Source organism: Xenorhabdus sp. PB62.4 (assembly GCF_014467285.1).
Classification (GTDB): domain Bacteria; phylum Pseudomonadota; class Gammaproteobacteria; order Enterobacterales; family Enterobacteriaceae; genus Xenorhabdus.
Window position 1 is genome coordinate 1 of sequence record NZ_NKHR01000102.1, and the last position, 787, is coordinate 787.

Genomic DNA, 787 nt, shown 5'->3' on the forward strand with positions numbered 1-787 from the left:
CTGTCTCTTGATCACATCTATAGCTCAAGAGACTGTGCAAGCAAGTAACCCTCAAGGATGGTTTGTAATATGAACCATCCTTCCCATAGTCTTTCCCATCCTACTCGACCATTACGTTTTGAATCGTACCAACCCGCAAGCTTTCCGAGGTTAATATAGGCCCAGTAGAGGCTTGGGGCTTTCTTCGGTGGCTTCGATTTATTTTGCTTTGACCACAGTAAGTTCCACGCTAGCGGACTCAGGATCATTTCACAGCTCTGCTTTTCTGCTTCCTCTTTATTGAGCCCCAGGTAACGCAATTGATGAAGACGGACTGCAATGAACGCGAGTATCACCACCATGCGTTCTAAGTTCTCTTTGCTCTGCATGCGTAAGTCTTCAACTTGGGTTCCGCCGCTTTTCCACGCTTTGTGAAATTCTTCAATCAGCCAACGTTTTTCGTAGTAATCGAGAATACACTTGGCATCTTCTTTTGTTTTCACTGGCTCTGAGGTCAGAATGTGCCAGCTCAAGCCGTCATGATTTCCCGTTTCTTGACAACCGACATAGTACAGCGGGACAGCGTCACCGATTTTATTTGCAGGGATTTTTACGGTCACAGCCGCATAACGAACTTCGCAGTGTGCATCACGCGCTTTTCGTCCCCCTTTTTGCCTAACCTGAACCGTTCTCGTATCCGCATACGCCAAAGCGCCACTGTATTGATAAAGCTTTTCGGCACTTTCTTCTATGCAGCGGCTTTGCATAGAGCGGACGACAAAACGCTGATGATTTGAGACCTTGTAGG

1 protein-coding gene is annotated in these 787 nt (G+C 47.0%); it reads right to left on the reverse strand.

Going from position 1 to position 787, the window contains the following annotated elements:
* Positions 1 to 17: 17 nt before the first annotated feature.
* Positions 18 to 787, reverse strand: a 770-nt coding sequence (locus Xenpb_RS19395; protein WP_187655744.1) for an IS4 family transposase, incomplete at its 5' end; no start/stop codon positions are given.